The following is a 932-nucleotide window of genomic DNA, read 5'->3' on the forward strand; positions in this document are numbered from 1 at the left end:
TGGGTGCCTCAAGCTGACATCGATGACGGTGTGAAAGCTGGGGTGAGGACCGACGAGCAGACACGTATGCGAGAACTTGAACAAGAGGTGCGTGAACTCAAGCGCGCGAATGAAATCTTGAAACGTGCCGCGTCTTTCTTCGGGGCGGAGCTGGACCGCCAACACCGGAGCTAGTGCGATTCATTAACGCGAATAAGGACGATATCGTGGCCGGCCGAAGGGTCGGGGGCGAGCGCATCTGCAGCGTGCTGCAGGTGGCCCCGTCTACGTATTACGCCGCGAACGGCAGGCCGGTATCAGCCCGGCAGATCAGGGACGCGGAGGTAGTGCCGCGGCTACTCGAGCTTTGGGAATCAAACTACTCGGTCTATGGGGTGCGTAAGCGCTGGAAAGCAGCCCAGCGATCGGGTATCGATATCGGTCGTGACCAAGTCGCGAGACTGATGAAAATCCTTCAGATTGAAGGGGTGCGGCGCGAGAAACGGGTCAAGACCACGAAGTCTGACCCGAGGATGCCGAGGCATCCCGACCTCGTGAACCGGGTATTCAGGGCGGATGCGCCAAACCAGTTGTGGGTGACAGATCTGACGTTCGTGCCCACCTGGCAGGGCGTCGCTTACGTCTGCTTCATCATCGACGCGTTCAGCCGCATGATTGTGGGTTGGCGATGTGCATCGAGCATGAAGACCGAGACGGTGCTCGACGCGATCGAGATGGCCTTGCTGGTCACGCGGCAGGCACCTCCCAGACCTGCGCTGCCATAGCGATGAGGGCAGTCAATTCACGTCCATTCGTTACGGTGAGCGTCTTGCCGAGATCAGGGCGACGCCCTCGATCGGGACCGTTGGCGACAGCTATGACAATGCTCTCGCTGAGACGGTGAACGGCTACGACAAGGCCGAGTTGGTGCGCGGGCCAGCGAAGTCGGGGCC

General features: G+C 60.4%; 1 pseudogene. It reads left to right on the forward strand.

The window, feature by feature from the left end:
- A pseudogene (locus CAY35_RS09425) lies at window positions 1-932 on the forward strand (IS3 family transposase); the annotation flags it as partial.

This window comes from Pseudoglutamicibacter cumminsii (assembly GCF_003143995.1).
GTDB lineage: Bacteria > Actinomycetota > Actinomycetes > Actinomycetales > Micrococcaceae > Pseudoglutamicibacter > Pseudoglutamicibacter cumminsii_B.